This window comes from Tardiphaga sp. 709 (assembly GCF_032401055.1).
Classification (GTDB): Bacteria; Pseudomonadota; Alphaproteobacteria; order Rhizobiales; family Xanthobacteraceae; genus Tardiphaga.
In genome coordinates this window covers 3,612,712-3,631,939 of record NZ_CP135529.1, presented here as the reverse complement: position 1 = coordinate 3,631,939, position 19,228 = coordinate 3,612,712, and the positions used below count along the sequence as shown (strand labels likewise).

Annotated in this window: 17 protein-coding genes and 1 pseudogene; 8 read left to right on the top strand and 10 right to left on the bottom strand. The window is 60.4% G+C overall.

The window, feature by feature from the left end:
- Positions 1-8 precede the first annotated feature (8 nt).
- Genes coaE through RSO67_RS17735 form a run of 3 tightly spaced genes read right to left on the bottom strand, consistent with a single transcriptional unit; the run spans position 9 to position 2,069 of the window.
- Positions 9-608: a dephospho-CoA kinase gene (gene coaE / locus RSO67_RS17745; RefSeq protein WP_315839930.1), complete on the bottom strand. Its 600-nt coding sequence runs from the start codon at positions 606-608 to the stop codon at positions 9-11.
- Positions 609-624: 16 nt separating this feature from the next.
- Positions 625-1,233, bottom strand: a complete 609-nt coding sequence (locus tag RSO67_RS17740; protein ID WP_315839929.1) for a Maf family protein — start codon at positions 1,231-1,233, stop codon at positions 625-627.
- Entirely contained in the window at positions 1,230-2,069 is an 840-nt protein-coding gene (locus RSO67_RS17735) for a pyruvate, water dikinase regulatory protein (RefSeq protein ID WP_089263669.1), read from the bottom strand. The genes RSO67_RS17740 and RSO67_RS17735 overlap by 4 nt, the downstream gene beginning before the upstream one ends.
- 472 nt (positions 2,070-2,541) lie before the next feature.
- Here RSO67_RS17735 and hemJ point away from each other — a divergent pair, with 472 nt between their 5' ends.
- From hemJ to mnmG, 4 genes and pseudogenes are all read left to right on the top strand, one after another.
- Entirely contained in the window at positions 2,542-2,964 is a 423-nt protein-coding gene (hemJ, locus tag RSO67_RS17730; RefSeq protein ID WP_315839928.1) for a protoporphyrinogen oxidase HemJ, read from the top strand.
- Between the two features lie 274 nt (positions 2,965-3,238).
- Positions 3,239-4,504: a transcription termination factor Rho gene (rho, locus tag RSO67_RS17725; RefSeq protein WP_068730228.1), complete on the top strand. Its 1,266-nt coding sequence runs from the start codon at positions 3,239-3,241 to the stop codon at positions 4,502-4,504.
- 210 nt (positions 4,505-4,714) lie between these two features.
- Complete coding sequence (gene mnmE / locus RSO67_RS17720; protein ID WP_315839927.1) at positions 4,715-6,049, top strand: tRNA uridine-5-carboxymethylaminomethyl(34) synthesis GTPase MnmE; 1,335 nt, start codon at positions 4,715-4,717, stop codon at positions 6,047-6,049.
- 311 nt (positions 6,050-6,360) lie between these two features.
- Positions 6,361-8,231 (top strand): annotated as a pseudogene (gene mnmG / locus RSO67_RS17715) (tRNA uridine-5-carboxymethylaminomethyl(34) synthesis enzyme MnmG).
- 306 nt (positions 8,232-8,537) lie between these two features.
- Here the strand turns inward: mnmG and RSO67_RS17710 are convergent.
- Both RSO67_RS17710 and RSO67_RS17705 read right to left on the bottom strand, forming a co-directional pair.
- Positions 8,538-8,933, bottom strand: coding sequence for a DUF4269 domain-containing protein (locus tag RSO67_RS17710; RefSeq protein WP_315839926.1), 396 nt, complete (start codon positions 8,931-8,933; stop codon positions 8,538-8,540).
- Positions 8,831-9,070 (bottom strand): DUF4269 domain-containing protein, encoded by a 240-nt coding sequence (locus tag RSO67_RS17705; RefSeq protein WP_315839925.1) that lies wholly within the window; start codon positions 9,068-9,070, stop codon positions 8,831-8,833. Before RSO67_RS17705 ends, RSO67_RS17710 begins: the two co-directional genes overlap by 103 nt.
- Positions 9,071-9,172: 102 nt before the next feature.
- Between RSO67_RS17705 and rsmG the strand changes: the two genes are divergently transcribed.
- The 3 genes from rsmG to RSO67_RS17690 all read left to right on the top strand — a co-directional run bounded on the left by rsmG (position 9,173) and on the right by RSO67_RS17690 (position 11,729).
- Positions 9,173-9,886: a 16S rRNA (guanine(527)-N(7))-methyltransferase RsmG gene (gene rsmG, locus RSO67_RS17700; protein ID WP_315839924.1), complete on the top strand. Its 714-nt coding sequence runs from the start codon at positions 9,173-9,175 to the stop codon at positions 9,884-9,886.
- Positions 9,873-10,727, top strand: coding sequence for a ParA family protein (locus RSO67_RS17695; protein WP_315839923.1), 855 nt, complete (start codon positions 9,873-9,875; stop codon positions 10,725-10,727). Before rsmG ends, RSO67_RS17695 begins: the two co-directional genes overlap by 14 nt.
- A gap of 111 nt (positions 10,728-10,838) precedes the next feature.
- Entirely contained in the window at positions 10,839-11,729 is an 891-nt protein-coding gene (locus RSO67_RS17690; protein ID WP_068730222.1) for a ParB/RepB/Spo0J family partition protein, read from the top strand.
- Here RSO67_RS17690 and holA read toward each other — a convergent pair.
- From holA to RSO67_RS17670, 4 genes are all read right to left on the bottom strand, one after another.
- On the bottom strand, positions 11,726-12,754 hold the full coding sequence (holA, locus tag RSO67_RS17685; RefSeq protein ID WP_315839922.1) for a DNA polymerase III subunit delta: 1,029 nt from the start codon (positions 12,752-12,754) through the stop codon (positions 11,726-11,728). The two genes, RSO67_RS17690 and holA, sit on opposite strands and share 4 nt — an antisense overlap.
- A gap of 9 nt (positions 12,755-12,763) precedes the next feature.
- Complete coding sequence (gene lptE / locus RSO67_RS17680; protein WP_315839921.1) at positions 12,764-13,315, bottom strand: LPS assembly lipoprotein LptE; 552 nt, start codon at positions 13,313-13,315, stop codon at positions 12,764-12,766.
- Positions 13,302-15,911, bottom strand: a complete 2,610-nt coding sequence (leuS, locus tag RSO67_RS17675) for a leucine--tRNA ligase (RefSeq protein ID WP_315839920.1) — start codon at positions 15,909-15,911, stop codon at positions 13,302-13,304. Before leuS ends, lptE begins: the two co-directional genes overlap by 14 nt.
- Before the next feature lie 182 nt (positions 15,912-16,093).
- Positions 16,094-17,791: a diguanylate cyclase domain-containing protein gene (locus tag RSO67_RS17670; RefSeq protein ID WP_315839919.1), complete on the bottom strand. Its 1,698-nt coding sequence runs from the start codon at positions 17,789-17,791 to the stop codon at positions 16,094-16,096.
- Between the two features lie 75 nt (positions 17,792-17,866).
- On the opposite strand from RSO67_RS17670, the gene RSO67_RS17665 reads away from it, so the two are divergent.
- Positions 17,867-18,595 (top strand): YggS family pyridoxal phosphate-dependent enzyme, encoded by a 729-nt coding sequence (locus RSO67_RS17665; RefSeq protein WP_315839918.1) that lies wholly within the window; start codon positions 17,867-17,869, stop codon positions 18,593-18,595.
- A gap of 9 nt (positions 18,596-18,604) precedes the next feature.
- Here RSO67_RS17665 and RSO67_RS17660 read toward each other — a convergent pair whose 3' ends face one another.
- Complete coding sequence (locus tag RSO67_RS17660; protein WP_410001754.1) at positions 18,605-19,114, bottom strand: L,D-transpeptidase; 510 nt, start codon at positions 19,112-19,114, stop codon at positions 18,605-18,607.
- Between the last annotated feature and the right edge of the window lie 114 nt (positions 19,115-19,228).

Genomic DNA, 19,228 nt, shown 5'->3' with positions numbered 1-19,228 from the left:
GGGGACGGTCAGGGCCGCCGTTGTGGCATCTTAACAGCCTCGGAGAGAATTTCACGGATCCGCTCCCGCACGGGGTCCAATCCGTTCGATGTATCCACCACGAAGTCGGCGCGCTTGCGCTTTTCGGCATCAGGCAGCTGCCGCGCCAGAATGGCGTCGAGTTTCTCGGCCGTCATACCCTCGCGCGCCAGGATGCGCTCGCGCTGCTGCTCGGGATTGGTGGACACGACGACCACCGCATCGACCCGCTTTTCTCCGCCGGTTTCATAGAGCAGGGGCACATCGACCACTGCCACCGGCGCACCCGACTTCTCTGCATCATCCAGGAATTTTCTGTGATAGGCGCCGAGCAGCGGATGCACGATCTGCTCGAGCTTCTTCATCGCGGCGGCATCGTGCACGACCAGCGGCGATAGCTTCGCGCGATCGACCTTGCCATTCACCGTGGTTCCGGGAAACGCCGCCTCGATCAGCGGTGCAGCTTCGCCCTCATAGATCATGTGCACGGTGGCGTCAGCGTCATAGACCGGCACGCCGGCTTCCATGAACAACTTCGCCGTGGTGGATTTCCCCATTCCGATCGAACCGGTCAGCCCCAATACGCGCATCAAGTCCTCATCAAAATCAGATCGCGATCATCTCTTCGCCGCGCAGGAAACTCAGCAGCGGCAGTAGTGGCAGACCGAGAATGGTGAAGTGATCGCCTTCGATCAGCTCGAACAGATGCACACCCACCCCCTCAAGCTGATAGGCGCCGACACTCGTCGTCACCTTGTCGCCCACAGCGTCCAGATAGGCATTGATCGCCACATCATCCAGCTTGCGCATGGTCATATGCGCCACGGAGACATTGGAGAACAACGTCGCACCATCGCAAACGACGGCAAGCGCTGAATGCAATTCGTGGGTCCGGCCGGCGAGGATCGCAAGTTGTTCGGCCGCCTGTTCGCGTCCGGCGGGTTTGCTGAACATCCGATCGCCCAGTGCCAGGGTTTGATCGGCGCCAAGAACATAGCGGCCGGGATGACGCAGCGAGATAAAGGCCGCCTTCCGCTCGGCGAGCAAGGCTGCGATCTCGCCCGGCGCCTTCAACCCGGATTTCTGCTGGATGCCGCGCTCGTCGATATCTGCAGGCATCGCATCAAACGTAATGCCAGCATTCGCCAGCAACTCACGACGCGCCAAACTCTGCGACGCCAGGATCAGCGGTTGCACGCCGCGCCAAATGGTCATTCGGACATCCTCTGACGCTGGCGATCGGCAAGCAGTTTCATAATGGCTGCCGCGGTTTCTTCGATGGAGCGACGTGTCACTTCCAACAAAGCCCAGCCGTATTTGGCGCTAAGCTTGCGCGCATAGGTGACTTCGTCCGTGACCGACTGGCGATCGATATAATCGTCATTGGCCGTATCGCTGCCAATGCTGAGAAGCCGGTTCTGGCGGATCTGAATCAAGCGCTCCGGCGTCGCGTGCAGGCTGACCACTAGCGGATTTTTCAACGTCTCAAGCTGATGGGGAATGGGGATGCCGGGGACGAGCGGCACATTGGCCGTGCGCACACCACGATTGGCAAGATAGATCGATGTTGGCGTCTTCGATGTGCGCGACACGCCGACCAGAACCACGTCCGCTTCTTCGAGGCCTTCCACATGCTGGCCGTCGTCATGCATCATCGAATAATTCAGCGCATCGATGCGCTTGAAGTATTCGGCGTTCAACGTGTGTTGTGCGCCGACACGGCCGGTGGTCGACGCACCGAGATAGGCCTGAAAGAGTTGCATCACCGGCCCGATGATCGACAGGCTCGGGCTGTTGATCTCCTGGCACTTGGCTTCCAGTCGGCCGACCAGATCTTTTTCCAGCAGCGTAAAGAGAACGATGCCCGGCGCTTCCTCGATCTCGGAAAGCACCCGATCAAGCTGCTTCTGACTCCGCACAAGCGGGTAGACATGCTCGACCGGCGTGACATTCGCGTATTGCGCCGCGACGGCGCGGGCCACCGTGATCAGCGTCTCACCGGTCGAATCGGAAACCAGATGGAGATGAAAATAGCTGCCGGTGGTGGGCACCATGATCGTGTATGTCCTGTGAATCGCTGTGGAGCTTTTCCGGGATATCGACCACCGCCTCGGCGGACCCGGGATAACTCGGTTTTTTCTTCACAGGCCTCATGAAAAGGAAAAACTCTGAGGCTATCTGGAATGATAATGGGGTTATCTAGGTTTGTCTTGGGATAATCCAGTGCACAGCGACGGTAAGCCTTTGCGCTGCATATCGAACTTGCATGCGAGCGGCTGTCGGAAAATCACGCGGCGATGTGCATAAGCGTGGGACAGTTCTGGGATTGTTTTGGGCGGCTGAAATCCACTGTCACTTAGACTCAAACCTAAGATTCTATAAATATTATTTAAGAGAAGGATGGCTTGCGGATAGTGCGGTGATCCGCTCTGTATCGGCGTGTCCTGCAACGCGGCTTTCCGGTGAAGTGTTCCGGTCTCGGCACGTGCGATGTGACGCAGTGATGCTGGAAAGAACTTTCGAATGTATGAATGGGCCAAGGCGCTGCATGTGATCGCCGTCATCTCGTGGATGGCGGGCATGCTCTATCTGCCGAGACTGTTCGTCTATCACTGCGACGCAGAGATCGGCTCGAAGCAATCCGAAACCTTCAAAGTGATGGAGCGTCGCCTGCTCAAGGCGATCATCAATCCGGCGATGATCGCCACCTGGATCCTCGGCCTGTATCTCGCCTGGGCCGGTCACTGGTTCAGCTCGGGCTGGTTTCACGCCAAACTGACGCTGGTGCTGCTGATGTCTGGCGTTCACGGCTTCCTGAGTGCCCGGGTGCGTGATTTTGCTCAGGACAATAATACGCGGACTTCGAAATTCTATCGAATTATCAACGAGGTACCGACAATTTTGATGATCCTGATCGTCATTTTGGTGATCGTGAAGCCGTTCTAGGCCAAATTTGTCATCACAACCGCCGTTTCGGCTCCTTGCGCGACACCCTGCGATTTTCTATATTCGCGTCATCCCACCCCACGCAGGCGGATGTGGTTTGTACCGGTTTCGCTTTTTGAACCGGCCACCGCATCAGGTTTGAAGCTCCTTCAGCACCTTCCTCGCTCAAGACTTCCTGGCCAGAGACCTGCGGACTTTCCTGATCTTTTCCAGCGTCCGCATCCGTCTTGGCTACCTCGCGCTCCCTCCCCGACTTTCCACAGGATCCCTCCCAATGCGGGAAATGAAACTCCAGGACCTCAAGGCCAAGACGCCAGCCGAGCTTGTCTCGTTTGCGGAAGAGCTCGGGGTCGAAAATGCCAGCACCATGCGCAAGCAGGAGCTGATGTTCGCGAGCTTGAAGCAGCTGGCGATCAAGGAAACCGACATCATCGGCGAAGGCGTCGTCGAGGTTCTCTCCGACGGTTTCGGCTTCTTGCGGTCACCCGATGCGAACTACCTGCCGGGTCCGGACGATATTTACGTCTCGCCCTCGCAGATTCGCCGTTTTGGCCTGCGCACTGGCGATACGGTCGAAGGCCATATTCGCAGCCCGAAGGAAGGCGAACGCTATTTCGCTCTGCTGAAGGTCAATACGCTCAATTTCGAAGATCCGGAGAAGTCGAAGCACAAGGTCAATTTCGACAATCTCACCCCGCTATTCCCGGATCAGCGCTTCCGCCTCGAGCTGGAAGATTCGACCCGCCGCGATCTCTCGGCGCGCGTTATCGACATCGTCGCGCCGATTGGCAAGGGCCAGCGCGCACTGATCGTAGCGCCGCCGCGCACGGGTAAGACCGTGCTGATGCAGAATATCGCGCATTCGATCACGGCCAATCATCCGGAATGCTATCTGATCGTTCTTCTGATCGACGAACGTCCGGAAGAAGTCACGGACATGCAGCGTTCGGTGAAGGGTGAAGTCGTCTCTTCGACCTTCGACGAGCCGGCTGTGCGTCACGTGCAGGTCGCCGAAATGGTGATCGAGAAGGCAAAGCGCCTGGTCGAGCACGGCCGCGATGTGGTCATCCTCCTGGATTCGATCACCCGCCTCGGCCGCGCGTACAACACCGTCGTCCCGTCGTCCGGCAAGGTGCTGACCGGCGGCGTTGACGCCAACGCGCTGCAGCGGCCGAAGCGCTTCTTCGGTGCCGCCCGTAATGTGGAAGAAGGCGGTTCGCTGACTATCATCGCCACCGCGCTGGTCGATACTGGCAGCCGCATGGACGAAGTCATCTTCGAAGAATTCAAGGGCACCGGTAACTCCGAACTCATCCTGGACCGCAAGGTCTCGGACAAGCGGACCTTCCCGGCGATCGATATCTCGCGCTCGGGCACCCGCAAGGAAGAGCTCATCACCGATCCGCAGCTTCTCAAGAAGATGTATGTGCTCCGCCGGATCCTCAATCCGATGGGTACGATGGACGCCATCGACTTCCTGCTCGACAAGCTCCGCAACACGAAGAACAACTCGGAATTCTTCGATTCAATGAATACGTAAGTTTCAGGGCTGTTCGAGCGAGCAGCTTCAGGATTTCAAAGAGCGCCGTAGCGAAAGCATCGGCGCTCTTTTTGTTTGGTGCGCCGTCACTTACTGTCGTTCTGGGTTCGGTTGCATCAAGCGCTTCGCTCGGCCCAGAATGACGGTGTGGGTGGGATTTCTGAGTCAGAATCCCCATTGCATCCCGCCACCCCCATCGGCAAATAGGCGATGCATCCGCGCGACCAGACGATCTACGCCTTGTCCTCCGGCCGCCCGCCGACGGCGATTGCGATTGTCCGCGTGTCAGGTCCCCAGGCAGGTGAGGCGCTGACGCGTCTGGCGAAGAGACTGCCGGCGCCGCGGTTGGCGACCCATGTTCTGTTGTCAGACGAGAAGCTCGGCCCGATCGACGATGCGGTGGTGCTGTGGTTTCCGGGACCGGCCAGCGTGACTGGGGAAGATGTCGCCGAATTTCATATCCACGGCGGGCGCGCGGTACTGGCCTCCTTGTTCGTGGCGCTGGGCGCTATCGACGGCTTGCGGCCGGCGGAGCCCGGCGAATTTACGCGCCGTGCGTTCGAGAACGGCAAGCTCGACCTGACCGAGGCGGAAGGCCTTGATGATCTGATCCATGCCGATACCGACCGGCAGCGGCGCCAGGCGCTGCGGCAGCTCAAGGGACTAGTCGGCGACAAGGCGCGCAACTGGCGACAGCAGATCATCGAGGCGCTGGCTCTGGTCGAAGTCGGTATCGATTTTTCCGACGAGGGCGACGTATCCGCCGAATTGCTGGCGCCGGCTTTGGCGAAAGCATCGGCGCTGCATCGAGAGATCGAGGGAGTGCTGGCGGCGCAGGGTCGAAGCGAGCGGTTGCGCGACGGTCTGTTGGTGGCGATCGCGGGCCAGCCCAATGTCGGCAAATCGACGCTGATGAATCAGCTCGCCCGGCGCGACGTGGCAATTGTTTCACCGCATGCCGGCACCACCCGGGACGTCATCGAGGTGCAGCTCGACCTCGACGGTTATCCGGTAACTATCATCGACACCGCCGGCATTCGCGAGACGGCCGATCCGGTAGAGGAGGAGGGGGTGCGCCGGGCGCGGGCTCGGGCGGCCGAAGCGGATCTGGTGCTGTGGCTGGTCGACTCCAGCGCGGAGGCGTCCAATCCAGAACAATGGCTGACGGAATCTGAGACGCCGGTCTGGGTGGTCCGGAACAAGGTCGATCTGGTCCAGACTGCGTCGGCCGGGCCAGATCTGTTGATCGCCATCTCTGCAGAGCGCGGTGATGGCCTCGCACAGCTGTTAGCCCTGCTTGTCGATTTTGCCGGTCGATACTTCGGGAGCGGTGAGGCTGGGCTGATTACCCGGGAGCGGCAGCGTCTTTTGCTGCGCAGCACGTCGGATTTGCTGCAGCATGCTGCAACATCGGCTGGGCAAGGCGAAGAATTCGTTGCCGAAGATATGCGTGCTGCAGCGCAGCAATTGGGGCGGTTGCTGGGACGTGTCGATGTGGAAGATGTCCTTGATAGCATCTTTCGAGATTTTTGTATAGGTAAGTAATATTTCTTTGTTCATTATTTAATGAAGTGAATATAAAATCAATATAACGTGGAACACTCGGCAAAAGCGTAGAAATTTCAGCTGTCATTACGAGCGGAGCGATGCAATCCAAAGGCTAGGTTTGCGGGCGGCTGGCTCGACTGGACTGCTTTGTTGTAAGATGCTCCGCGCCATCGCGGCTAAACAAGAGTGTGTTTCACGTGAAACAGTCCGGCTCTCTGATCCTCTTAAAGGACGTCTGTTGTTTCACGTGAACACTGTCTGTGGATTTCTCTTCAATCCCAGCGGCACCCGCGCTAGAAGCTGCGGCCATGCAGGACAAGTTTGACGTCATCGTAATCGGGGGAGGCCATGCCGGCTGCGAGGCCGCGGCTGGTGCTGCGCGCATGGGCGCGCGGACGGCATTGGTCACGCATCAGTTTGCGACCGTTGGCGCGATGTCCTGCAACCCAGCCATCGGCGGTCTCGGTAAGGGCCATCTCGTTCGCGAGGTGGATGCGCTGGACGGGTTGATGGGACGCGTCGCTGATGCCAGCGGGATCCAGTTCCGCATGCTCAACCGCAGGAAGGGTCCGGCCGTTCGTGGCCCGCGTACCCAGGCGGACCGCAAGCTTTACGCTGCAGCGATGCAGGCGGCGATCGTGGCGACCGAGAATCTGAGTGTGGTTGAAGGCGAGGCCGACGACCTGCTGATGTCAAATGGCCGGGTCACCGGCATCCGTCTGGCCGATGGCCGCGAACTCTCCGCCGGATCGGTGGTCATCACCACTGGGACCTTTCTGCGCGGCCTGATCCATCTCGGCGAGAAGAACTGGCCCGCTGGCCGGATCGATGAAGCTCCCGCACTCGGCCTGTCCAAGGCGTTCGAGCGCGTCGGCTTTACCCTCGGACGGCTCAAGACCGGCACGCCACCGCGGCTCGATGGGACCACCATAGACTGGGCCGCCGTTGAGATGCAGTCCGCCGACGATCCGCCGGAGCCGTTTTCGGTGATGACCGATCGGATCACCAATCCGCAGATTCAGTGCGGCATCACGCGCACCACACCGGCGACCCATGAGGTGATCCGGGCCAATGTGCATCGCTCGCCGATGTATTCCGGCCAGATCAAGAGCTCGGGGCCGCGCTATTGCCCGTCCATCGAGGACAAGATCGTCCGTTTCGGCGATCGCGATGGCCACCAGATCTTCCTGGAGCCGGAAGGCCTCGATGACTCCACGGTCTATCCCAACGGTATCTCTACCTCACTGCCCGAGGACGTTCAGGCTGCGATCCTGTCCTCGATCCCCGGTCTCGAGCGGGTCCGAATGGTCCGCCCGGGCTATGCGATCGAATATGACCATGTCGATCCCCGCGAACTCGATCCGACCCTGCAGACCAAGCGCGTCCCCGGCCTGTTTCTGGCCGGGCAGATCAATGGCACCACCGGATACGAAGAAGCCGCCGCCCAGGTCTCGTCGCCGGTCTGAATGCGGCCCTGGCCGCGAGCGGTAGCCAGTTGATCGTGTTCGATCGAGCTGACGGCTATCTGGGCGTGATGATCGACGATCTGGTCACTCGCGGGATTACCGAGCCCTATCGGATGTTCACGTCACGGGCGGAATACCGGCTTACGCTGCGTGCCGACAACGCCGATCAGCGCCTGACCGATAAAGGTATCAGCCTGGGATGTGTCGGCAGCGCCCGTTCGGTCCGCCATGGCGCCAAGATGGAAGCCCTCACTGCCGGTAAGGCCCTGACCCAGGCGCTCTCGATCACTCCTAACGGGGCGGCTAAGCACGGTCTGGCGCTCAATCATGACGGTCAGCGCCGCTCCGCCTTCGATCTCCTGTCCTACCCCGAGACCGAATGGGCCACCGTGACCGGGATCTGGCCAGAATTGTCGGCCATTGACCCAGCGATCGGCACCCATATCGAGATCGACGCCAAATATGATGTCTATCTGAAGCGTCAGACCGCGGATGTGGAGGCTTTTCGCCGTGACGAGGGTCTCTCGCTGGTGGATGTCGACTATGATGTGGTCCCCGGACTGTCCAATGAGGCCCGGGCGAAGCTTAAAGCCGCGCTTCCGCACACAGTGGGGCAGGCCGGACGTCTGGATGGTATGACCCCGGCCGCCCTGGCCATTCTCGCGGCCTATCTCCGCCGCGAAGCACGTAAGCCGAAGGCTGCTTTGGCCTAGTTGGTTGTTTCACGTGAAACAGGAAGCCGAAATCAGCGCGGCTCTGTTGAAGGTGGCTTCGCTGGACGGCGGGGCCAGAAAGCAACAGCTGCGACGGCCACTGTAAAAAGAATTACAGCAACGATTGTCTGGACCACGTCAAAATTGAGTGCGTCACGCGAGACGAATAGCGCAGCGATGGGCGCTGCCAGCATCAGGAAAAGCCGTACGATCGCACTCATGGTCATCTGCCTCCAACGATGATTCATTGGAGGCAGGACTCGTCCCGCTCGCATTGATCCTGGTCAACTCACTGTCCTGAATCCTCTAGACTGCAAAGCCTTGCGCCCTCAGGACTGCATTCAGCTGGTCATCAGAGGTGCTGAACAAGTTGTACAGGGCAGTATAAGGATCACGTTCAAGCTTGAGAGCACGCGCAAAAGCAGGCTCTGTCTTCACTCCCTCGGCCCGTAACGCGCAGATGGCGGTGTGGAAGGTGGGTCCACCCAGGGTCAGCAGTCGCTTCTCGACCTCGAAGTGCCGCCAGCCAGTTTGATCCTGTACGGGAGTCGAGCTGACAAAGATCTCGAACGGCCATCCATACGCCTCGAATGTCGCGATCACCGGTCGGCCTTTGGCCGACCATTGATAAATGGCAAAGCTCTCGGACTCGCCGAAGTGCTCCAGACAAGTCCGACAGCCGTGGACAGGTCGGCGGCGCAACAGACGATATCGATGTCACTATCGGGCCGGGCGACGCCGAGCGGCAGCGTGCCGATCATACGCGGGTCGAACGGCTCGAGGATGCCGAGCAGGCCGGTGCGTCGAAGGGCCTCCTGATAGGTCAGTCGCTCATTCATCGGCAATTCCGGCCCGGATTCGTCGCCTCGATCCGGCAATTTGATAGCGGCAGCAATGGACTCAGAGTATGGATGGGTCCCAACAGCTTTTCAGACAATCTAATGGCCCAACGATCCCAGCAAGCTGCTCCCGTACCCCGGCTCGATGCCGACAAGGCTGTGGCCCTGCGGTTGACACCTGTTTCACGTGAAACGGAAGACAGGCTCGATCGCTATGTTGACCTGTTGCTGCAGTGGCAGGCCAAGACAAATCTGATTTCGCCGGCCACGCTTCCAAATCTCTGGACGCGCCATATCTCGGATTCGCTGCAGCTTCTGAACCTCGCGCCGGATGCAAAGATCTGGCTCGACTTCGGCAGCGGCGGAGGCTTTCCCGGTGTCGTTCTGGCCTGTGCCATGGGTGACGTCGGAAGTGGGCATGTTCATCTCGTCGAGCGCAACGCCAAGAAGGCGGCGTTCCTGCGCGAAGCGCTACGGGTGACACAAGCCCCGGGTACAGTTCACCTCGCTGACATCGGGGATAATGTGGATAGATTTCCCGAGCATGTCGATTGCATCACCGCGCGTGCCGTTGCGTCGTTACATATCGTTATCGGTTTCGCCGAGCCCCTAATGAAGAAGCCAGGCACAAAAGCCTTATTTCTCAAGGGTCAAGATGTAGAATCGGAATTGACCGAAGCTACTAGATATTGGAATATAAGCCCGCGCCTGCATGCCAGCCTGACCGGCGGACAAGGCTGGATCGTCGAACTCGACCGGATCGAGCGATTGACCCCGTCCGCAAACCAAAATGGCCACGCCAATGACCGTAATTGATCAGGAATATCAAGAGCATGCGTCAAATACGGTGCCTGGACACCCGCGCATCCTGGCGCTGGCTAACCAGAAGGGCGGCGTCGGCAAGACCACGACTGCGATTAATCTCGGCACCGCACTTGCCGCAATCGGCGAGCGCGTGCTGATCGTCGATCTCGATCCGCAAGGCAATGCGTCCACCGGTCTCGGCATCGATCGTCGCAATCGCAACTGCTCGACCTATGACGTCCTGATCGGCGAAGCGCCGCTGCGCGATGCCGTTGTGGTCACCGCCGTGCCGCGTCTGCATATCGCTGCCTCGACCATGGATCTCTCGGGCCTTGAGCTCGAACTTGGTTCGGCCCGCGACCGCGCCTTCCGGCTGCGCGATGCGATTGGCGAATTGAACAACAATGTCTCGCCGGGCTCCGACTACACTTATGTGCTGATCGATTGTCCGCCGTCGCTCAATCTTCTCACGGTCAATGCGATGGCTGCGTCGGATGCGATCCTCGTTCCCCTGCAGTGTGAGTTCTTCGCGCTCGAAGGTTTGTCACAGCTGCTGCAGACGGTGGAGCAGGTGCGCTCGACGCTGAATCCGAACCTGTCGATCCATGGCATCGTGATGACCATGTTCGACGCACGCAACAACCTGTCGAACCAGGTCGTTGCCGACGTGCGCGAGTTCATGGGCAGCAAGGTTTACGAGACCATGATCCCGCGCAACGTCCGCATTTCGGAAGCACCGTCCTACGGTAAGCCAGTGCTCGTCTATGATCTGAAGTGTTCGGGCTCCGAAGCCTACTTGCGGCTCGCGACCGAAGTGATCCAGCGCGAGCGCGATCTGCGTACTGCTCACTGAAATCTTGCGTCGATAGTTTTCGGGATGCGGTGAGCTTTGCGCCACCGATCCTGCGGTCTGAATTTCTAGTTTGAGTACGGAGTAACCCGCATGAGTTCGAAGGGATTGGCGATGGCCGATGAAGCGCGTTCGCGGTTAGGCCGCGGTCTTGCAAGTCTGATCGGCGATGTCGGCGGCGAAGCCGCGCATGTCGAGCGTCCTTCGCGCAATCAACGCAAGGTGCCTATCGAATTTCTCAAGGCCAATCCGCGCAACCCGCGGCGGGCCTTTGCGGATGCGGAGCTCAGCGAACTTGCGGCATCGATCAAGCAGCATGGTGTGATCCAGCCGATCGTGGTGCGGCCGGTGAAGGGCTCGAACGATCGCTTCGAGATCATCGCCGGTGAGCGCCGTTGGCGTGCGTCGCAGATCGCCGGTCTGCATGAAGTGCCGATCGTGCCGCTCGACGTGACGGATTCGGCCGCGATGGAAATCGCGATCATCGAGAACGTCCAGCGCGAAGATCTCAATGCGATGGAAGAGGCACAGGGCTATCACGCACTCGCCGAGACCTACAAACACAGTCAGGATGAAATCGCGAAGATCGTCGGCAAGAGCCGCAGCCATGTAGCCAACATGATGCGTCTCACCAAGCTGCCGGAGGACGTGCAGGGCCTGATCGCGTCGGGTCAGTTGTCCAACGGTCACGCCCGCGCGCTGATCAACCTGCCGGATGCGTCGAGCGCCGCGAAGCGGATCATCGCCGAGGGACTGAACGTTCGTCAGACCGAAGCACTCGCGCATGAAGAGGGCGTGCCGGAACGCGCGCCGCAGAAGCCGCGTACGTCGTCTCCCAAGGCGGCGAAAGATGCAGACACGATCGCGCTCGAAAAGCGGGTCAGCGACGTGCTCGGGCTGAAGGTGTCGGTGGATCACCGCGATCCCGGCGGCACCGTGATCATCAAGTATCGTGATCTCGATCAGCTCGACGAAATTCTGAAGCGGCTGGATTCGGAAAGCTAACCGCGCCGCCTTGCATTCACGGCAATCGACATCAACGCCCTCTGTGCGATCACCGCGCCGAGGGCGTTTTGTTTGCGGACATCGAGCGCGGCGACCGCGAGCTGGTCGATAATAGTCACCAGTCGCTGCGCTGAGAAATTGCGCAGCGCCGCTTCCACCGTTCCCTTGCGTGAGAAATGCAGCCGCGGAAATCCGCTCTCGACAGCGGATGACGCAGAGCTGCCGGCCTCTACCAGCAGGCTGGCTTTGTGCAGCAGTGCGGCCTGGCGCTGCGCAGCCATCATGATCATGCCCGGGTAAGTCCCGGCGATCATCGCCTTGTTGAACTCGACCTCCACCGCGGCGGGATTTCCGGCAAAGGCGCCATCGACGATCGGATCGATCTTCAGTTCGGACGCGTCGGCAACGACGGCCATCACATCGTCGAGCGTGACTTCGCCGGTGCCATGCGCATAGAGCGTCAGCTTGCGGAGTTCATTACGCGACGCTTGCCGATCACCGCCAAGCAGCGACATCAGTGTCGCGCGCGCATCCGGCGCCATGCGGAGATTGGAGACGCGGAGTTCTTCGTCGATAAGCTTTGCGAGATCGCGCTCGGTGTCCGGGTAACAGGCGATGGCCACCGCTGTCCTGGCCTTCTCGCAAACTTTCCGCAAAGGCGATTCCGGCCTGAGCTCGCCGGCCTCGATGACGATGCGGCAGTCCTTGATGTCGGAGTCGGCGAGCGTATCGACGCCGCTGGAAAAATTCTTCGAGCCCGCGCGGACTCGGATCGCGCGGCGCCCGCCGAACAATGGCACTGTCATCGCCTCTTCGACGAGCCGGGACGGTTCGGCAGCGAGATCGTCGCCGTCCATGCGAACCAGCGAAAATGGATCGTTGGGATCGTCGACCGCGGATTTCATCAGCGCGTCGGCGCGTTCGCGCACGAGTCCGGCATCAGCTCCGTAAAGCAGGATAATGGGCCGGCCGGCATCCGGCCTGGCCAGGAACGTGTCGATATCTTTTCCGCGAAGCGCAACCACGCGGCGTGCTTAGGTGCCGGCGTAGAAGAACGACGCCAGCCGGGTATTGATGTTGTCGGCGATCTCGGCCGCGGCGCGGTCTTCAGCGTCCCGATAGGCGCGGGCGCGGGCAAAGCGCTGCAGCTGGCCGGGGATGTCGTAGGTGACGCGGGAGAAGGTGCTGCCGGTCAGGACCTGCTTGCCGGTGGCGATCTCGATCAGACCATAGGTCGCGTCGATACCGTAATTCTCGCTGGTCGGCAGCGCGGTATTCGGATCGACGATCAGCGAGGTCCGGCTCGGATTGAAGCGGATCTTCAGCTGATAGGTCGGCGGCAGGCCGGTGGCACTGCCATACATCTTGAACATCAGCGCGTTGCGGATCGCCACACCGACGCGGGCCTGCGGTGATGCATTGGGATATTCCAATGGCGGAACTTCGACGCCCTGCAGCTTCTCGCGCAGGCCGGGCTTGCCATCATTGCGCTCGGCATACATCGGCTGGAAGCAGCCGGCTGTCAGCGCCGCCAAGGTGGCGACGACCATGAGCCGGGCGGCAATGCGGGATTTAGCCGACAACATTCACGATCCTCTGGGCGACGACGATGACCTTCTTGACGGGCTTGCCGTCCAGCGCCTGTTTTACAGCATCGAGTGCCAGAGCGGCAGCCTCAATTTCCGGGTTCGTCGCTTCCCGGGCCACTGTGACTTCTCCGCGCTTTTTGCCATTGACCTGCACCGGCAGGGTCATGGTGTCTTCAACCAGCAGATTGGGCTCGATTTGCGGCCAACGGGCTTCCGAGATCATGCCCGGTTGCCCCAGCACACCCCAGCATTCCTCGGCCAGATGCGGCATCATCGGCGCAAACAGTTGGACAAGGATGACCGAGGCCTCGTGGAGCGCCCAGCAGACATCCGGAGCCGGGGTTCCCGGGCGTGCCAAAGCTTCGCCCAACACATTGGAAAATTCGCGGATATGGGCCAGGCAGACATTGAAGTGCAGCTTTTCGATCTCGGTCGAGACCTTGCTGAGCGCGCCATGGGCAGCCTTGCGGATCGCCAAGGCATCGGGGCCAAATTCAGCGGGACGGGCTGCCGGCGCAGATTTGCCATGTGCGGCTGATTCGTTGATCTGACGCCACAGGCGCTGCACGAAACGCGAGGCGCCCTTGACGCCTTCTTCGCTCCAGATCACGTCGCGGTCGGGCGGCGAATCCGACAGCATGAACCAGCGGGCGGTATCGGCGCCGTAGGTGCCCATGATGTCGTCGGGATCGACTGTGTTGCGCTTCGACTTCGACATCTTTTCGATCGGGCCGATGGTGATGTCTTCGCCAGTGGCGATCAGCGTAGCGCGTTGGCCGTTACCGCCGATCTCGATGTTGATCTCGGCCGGTGAGGCGAAGGTGCCGTCCTGCTTCTTGTAGGTCTCGTGAACCACCATGCCCTGCGTGAACATGCCGGCAAATGGTTCGTCGAAATTGACGTGACCCGTCGCCTTCATCGCGCGAGTGAAGAAGCGACTATAGAGCAGATGCAGGATCGCGTGTTCGACGCCGCCGATATACTGATCGACCGGCATCATGCGGTTGGCGACAGCAGTCGTCGTAGGTGCCGTCGTGTTCCACGGATCGGTGAAGCGCGTGAAGTACCAAGACGAATCCACGAAGGTGTCCATGGTATCGGTTTCGCGCCGCGCATCCGCGCCGCAGTTTGGGCACTTCACATGCTTCCACGTCGGATGATGATCAAGCGCATTGCCCGGCTTGTCGAAGGAAACGTCCTCCGGCAGCACGACCGGCAGATCCTTGTCCGGCACCGGCACGATATCGCAGCTCGGGCAGTGGATGATCGGGATCGGGCAACCCCAATAGCGCTGACGTGAGATGCCCCAGTCGCGTAGGCGGAAATTGATCTCGCGCTTGCCCCAGCCGTCCTTCTCGAAAATCTCGAGCGACTTCTTCATCGCTTCTTCGCAGGTCATCACGCCGGGTTCACCCACCCAACGGACATACTGCACAGTCTCACTTTTCGCCGGAGCGAAAGCGATGTTACCAACGCGCTCATCGCTGCCGACGGGCACAAACACGTCGAGCACCGGCAGATCGTACTTGCGCGCGAAATCCAGGTCGCGCTGATCGTGTGCCGGGCAGCCGATGATGGCGCCGGTGCCGTAATCCATCAGCACGAAGTTCGCGATGTAGAGTGGCAGTGTCCATGACGCGTCGGCGGGATGCGTGACCTTGATGCCGGTGTCGAAGCCGAGCTTCTCGGCTGTGTCGATCTCGGCCTGCGAGGTGCCCATGCGACGGCATTCCTCGATGAAGGCGACAACCTTTGGGTCCTTTTCTGCCAGCGCTTTCGCCAGTGGATGATCCGGCGAGATCGCAGCGAAAGTCGGGCCATACATGGTGTCCGGGCGTGTCGTGAACACCGGCAGTTTGTCGAAGCCGGTGGGGGCGCCGATCAGTCCGAACTGGAAATGCAGGCCTTCCGACTTGCCGATCCAGTTGCGCTGCATCAGGCGCACCTTGTCGGGCCAGCGGTCTAGCGTATCCAGTGCAGACAGCAGCTCGTCGGAATATTTACTGATCTTGAAGAACCACTGGGTCAGCTCGCGCTGCTCGACCAGCGCCCCTGAGCGCCAGCCGCGGCCGTCGATCACCTGCTCATTGGCCAGCACGGTATGGTCGACCGGATCCCAGTTCACCTTGGACTTCTTGCGCTCGGCGAGGCCGGCACGCATGAAATCGAGAAACATCTTCTGCTGATGCTTGTAGTAGGTGGGGTCGCAGGTCGCGAATTCGCGCGACCAATCCAGCGACAGACCCATGGTCTGCAGCTGCTTCTTCATCGACGCGATATTCTCGTAGGTCCACGCCTTCGGAGCGACCTTGCGCTCGATCGCGGCGTTCTCGGCGGGCAGGCCGAACGCATCCCAGCCCATCGGATGCAGCACGTTCTTGCCCTGCGCGCGCTGGAAGCGCGCAACCACGTCGCCCATGGTGTAGTTGCGGACATGGCCCATATGGATGCGCCCCGACGGATAGGGGAACATCTCGAGCACGTAATACTTCTCGCGCGGATCGTCGTTCTTGGTGGCGAAGATCGCCTTGTCGTCCCAGACGCGCTGCCAGCGCGGTTCGGTCTCGCGGGCGTTGTAACGTTCGTTGCTCATGGTGCTTTTGAAATCCGCCGGCCGGTTCGAGCGCTTCTCAGATCATGGACGCGCGAACGAGGTCGCAAACCGGTGCTTGCTCGGGCTGAATTCGCGCTTGAGGCCGGGGACTAGGCCATAAAAGGCCGCGTTAGGTCAATGGTTTAAGACGAAAAACGGGCCAAGAGTGGGTCTCTGTCGCCTCACCCCGCCAGCGACACGGCCGTGCCGTAGGCTCGGACAAAGCCGTGCTCAACCACGGTGTTACGGCCACGCCGTTTGGCGGCGTAGAGCGAGGCATCGGCCGCCTCGATCAGGTCCCTGGCGGTCTCCAGTGTGGCGGGTGTCGCTGAGGCCACGCCGACACTGACGGTGACCCGCTGATGCGCGCTGGTGGCATGGGGGACTGACAGATTCCAGATGGCGGCACGCACCATTTCGCCGATCTGGACGCCGCGGGCGACCTCGGTGCCCGGCAGCAGCAGGCAGAATTCCTCGCCGCCATAGCGTCCGGCAAAGCCGGAGCTGCGATCGGCCAGATTCGAGAGCGCTTCGCCGACGCGCGCCAGGCAGGCATCGCCTTCGGGATGGCCATAGGTGTCGTTGAAGAGTTTGAAGTGATCGACGTCGATCATCATCAGCGTCAGATGGTCGCCGGACTGCTGGGCTTTCAGCCACTCGAAGTCGAGGCGGCTCTGGAAGCCTCGCCGATTCGCTAGGCCGGACAGCATGTCCACCGACGCCAGCACCGTGAGCTGCTCGTTGCTGGCGCGCAATTCACGCTCGCGACCGCGCAACTGTGCGGCCATGCCGTAAAATGCACGGGCCAGCGGCACGAACTCAGCCGGCAGCGTGTTGCGAGCAACGCGCGCCGACCAGTCACCGCGGCCAAACCTCTGCGCCATGGTTTCCATCATTTGGATCGGTTTGATGATCAGTCGCTCTGCAACCACCAGCGCGCCAAGCAGAACAAAAAGACAGACGAAGGCGAGCTGCAAATAAGCGGTGCGGATCTCGCGATCGGCAACCGCCGAGACTCGGGCCTCGTCGATGCTGACAATCAATTGCGCGCCGGTACCGGGGATTGTCGCGAATGATACGGCGCGCTGTGAACCGTCACTGGCGCTGAATGACAGCGAACCGGTCTGCTTATCTGTATTGCGCAGATGCGCTTCGATCATCGGCAATAGAGCAAGGTCTTCCATCGGCCGACCGATCGCGCTGGTGTTTGTCGGCGGCGCAGCAAGCACGGTGCCGGCATGATCGACCAGCAGTGTCGTGACGCCGGGCCGGTCGCCGAGATTGCCCATGATCTTCGACATCCAGTCGAGATTCACCGCCGCCAGAACCACGGCATCGTCGTCCTTGGTCAGGCCCGGTGCGAGATAGGCAGCCATCACCGTCGGCTGGTTCGTCAGGCGGCTGAACAGATAATCGCTGACGACAAACTCACCGGTCGCTATCGCCTTCTTGAAATAGGGGCGATCGCTGAAATCGAATCTCTGCTCGATGACTTCCGGCCAGGTTGAGCACATGGCGATGCCATCCGCGCCGGCCACTGTCAGGCTGCGCAGCCACGGCATATCGCCGCGGAGGCTCGCCCGCATAATGGCGCAGCTCCGGTTCACCTGAGCGGCCGACGTATAGATGTAGGCGGATGATTTCAGCACGGCCTCGATAGAGGCGAAGACTTCGCGCTGTGCATCGGCGCTGTGCTGGGCGACACCAGCGAAATCACGCGCGGCCGTCGTGATCTGGTGGGTACGCGTCGCATCGAGTGAGCGAATTCGCTCCGCCATTAATGGCCCCACCAGAATGAGGGCCAACAGGACCAGTCGAGCGCGAATACCGAGAGCTCCCCTGAGCCTCGCTTTATTGCGGTTAATACCGATGCGTGACATCTTCGATCCCTAAGCCCCGCGGACATAGGTACTCTAAAGCCTTCAAAAAGCCTTTCCCGGATTCGTTAAACTGCAATGGATCTCAAGAAAGTTCGCGCCTTGGTTGAAAATAAATCCGTGCAAGAGTCGTCAGGCGTAACGCCTTCTTTACCAACCGACGGACTCGCATCGGTCGAGTACGATATCTTTCGCGCGTGTAACGAAGCGCGGCGGGATCGCAGTTCTGTGACATTGATCGCGGTCTCGAAGACCTTCGAGGCTGACGCAATTGCGCCCGTGATCCAGGCCGGTCAGCGTGTGTTCGGCGAAAATCGCGTCCAGGAGGCAAAATCCAAGTGGCCGGCGCTGATCGCCACTCAACCCGCGATTGCGCTGCATCTGATAGGGCCTTTGCAGTCCAATAAGGCCAAGGAAGCGGTCGCCTTGTTCGATGCAATCCACTCGGTCGATCGCCCGAGCATTTGCGAAGCGTTAAGCAAGGAGATGAAGGCGCAGCAGCGGACGCCACAGCTCTTCGTACAGCTCAACACTGGAGAGGAGCCGCAAAAGGCCGGCATCGCGCCGGGCGAGGCCGATGATTTCCTGGCCCGCTGTCGCGATACATACGGGCTGACGATTTCGGGACTAATGTGCATTCCGCCGGTTGACGATGCACCGGCGCCGCATTTCGCGCTGACGGCCAAGATCGCGGCTCGCAATGGACTGACTAAGTTATCGATGGGCATGAGTGCCGACTTTGCCATCGCCATCCAGTTCGGCGCGACTCATGTGCGCGTCGGCTCGGCGATTTTCGGACGTCGCTAGGCCAGAGGCCTAGCCGATGACAATCTTCGTCTTCGGCCCGATCCGGGCCAGCAGCCGCAGCATGGCCGGCTTGGTCATCGCCACACAGCCCGCGGTCGGCGCGAATTTCGGGCGGGCCAGATGCAGGAACACTGCGCTTCCCCGTCCGGCGATCCGCGGCCGGGTGTTCTGGTCGATCTCGATGATGAAATCGTAGAGATGATCCTCGCGGGCCAGTCGGTCGCCGTCATTTCCACGATCGAGCCGCACAGGCCGATTGTAGTGCCGGTCAGATGGATCCTCGCACCAGCCATCCATTGGCGTGATGGGGCGGATCGGCAGAAAGCTACGCGGACGTGGATTACGGTCGGCTCGCCACCACAGCCGGATGGGGCGAAACGTCCCACGCGGCGTTCCGCCATCGCCTTCGCGTTTGTTCGCCTTGATTCCGCCGCGACCGAGCGCGACGGGTATGGTTGTGTGATCGGTCGTCAGCCATCCACGGAGTCTGTCTCCGGCTGACGCGCGAATGTGAACCATAGTTAGCGGTCGATCACGTAAGCTTGTTCGATAAGTGTCTGAAATAACGAGACTTCCCATCCGAATCGCGAACTCCACCTTGCTATTTACCGCAAATGTTCTATTTCGCGCTGC